The organism is Nocardiopsis sp. TNDT3 (genome assembly GCF_003427465.1).
Taxonomy (GTDB): Bacteria; Actinomycetota; Actinomycetes; order Streptosporangiales; family Streptosporangiaceae; genus Nocardiopsis; species Nocardiopsis dassonvillei.
The window spans coordinates 1-1,239 of record NZ_QPFC01001110.1 but is presented as its reverse complement, the minus strand read 5'-3'; the positions used below and the strand labels follow the sequence as shown (position 1 = coordinate 1,239).

General features: G+C 75.1%; 1 protein-coding gene. It reads right to left on the bottom strand.

Annotated elements, in window-relative coordinates; genetic code table 11:
• Positions 1–97 precede the first annotated feature (97 nt).
• Entirely contained in the window at positions 98–1,147 is a 1,050-nt protein-coding gene (locus tag DQW06_RS24470; protein WP_013156094.1) for an adenosine deaminase, read from the bottom strand.
• Positions 1,148–1,239 lie beyond the last annotated feature (92 nt).

Sequence of the window (1,239 nt, the reverse complement as noted above, 5' to 3'; positions counted from 1 at the left end):
TGAGCCCTGAGCCCTGAGCCCTGAGCCCTGAGCCGGATGGGGCTGGCGGCTCCGGCGGGGCCGGGACCGCGCCCCGGACGGCCGGAGCCGGGGCGGCTCAGTCCCCGACGGGCTCCGGGTCGGCGGCCAGCCACGCGTCCACCCCGGCCAGCAGCTCCTTGCGCAGCGACTCCGGCGCGCCCGAGCCGCGGACCGACATCCGCGCCAGCTCGGCCAGCTCCGGGTCGGAGAACCCGAGCACCTCGCGGGCGATCCGGTACTGCTCCACCAGGCGCGGTCCGAACAGCAGCGGGTCGTCGGTGCCCAGAGCGACCGGAACCCCGGCGTCGAAGAGCGTGCGCAGCGGCAGCTGCCCCAGGTCGTCGTACACCCCCAGGCCCACGTTGGAGGTCGGGCAGACCTCCAGGGTCACCCCGCGTTCGGCGATCCGCTCCACCAGCCGCGGGTCCTCCACGGCCCGCACACCGTGCCCGATCCGGTCGGCGTCCAGCACGTCCAGGCACTCGCGCACGCTGCGGGGTCCCTGGAGCTCGCCGCCGTGCGGAGCGGAGAGCAGCCCGGCCCGCCGCGCGATCCGGAACGCCCCCTCGAACTCCAGGGCGCGGCCACGCCGCTCGTCGTTGTTCAGGCCGAACGACACCACGCCCCTGCCCGCGTACTGGCGGGCCAGGCGGGCCAGCACCTTGGCGTCCAGCGGGTGCCTGGTGCGGTTGGCCGCCACCATCAGGCCGACGTGCACGCCGGTCTCGCGCTCGGCGGCGCGGGCCGCGTCCAGGAACAGCTCCAGGGTGGCGGTGAGCCCGTCGAAGAGCGACGCGTAACCGCTCGGGTCCACCTGGATCTCCAGCCAGCCGGACCCGGCCGCGCGCTCGTCCTCGGCCGCCTCGCGCAGCAGCCGGTACACGTCCTCGGGTCTGCGCAGCACCGACCGGGCGATGTCGTACAGGCGCTGGAAGCGGAACCAGCCGCGCTCGTCCGTGGCGCGGAGCCTGGGCGGCCACTCCTCGACCAGGGCCTGGGGGAGGTGGATGCCGTGCTCGGCGGCCAGCTCCACCAGGGTGGGATGGCGCATCGATCCGGTGAAGTGCAGGTGCAGGTGTGCTTTGGGCAGCCGGTCCAACCGGCGGGCGCTGGTCGGTGTCTCCATGACGTAAGCCTGCCGTATGCGGGACGCCTCCGGTGCCAGTACGCCCCACCCGGCCGCGCGGGGACCGGTCCCCGTACACGCGGACGCGCCCC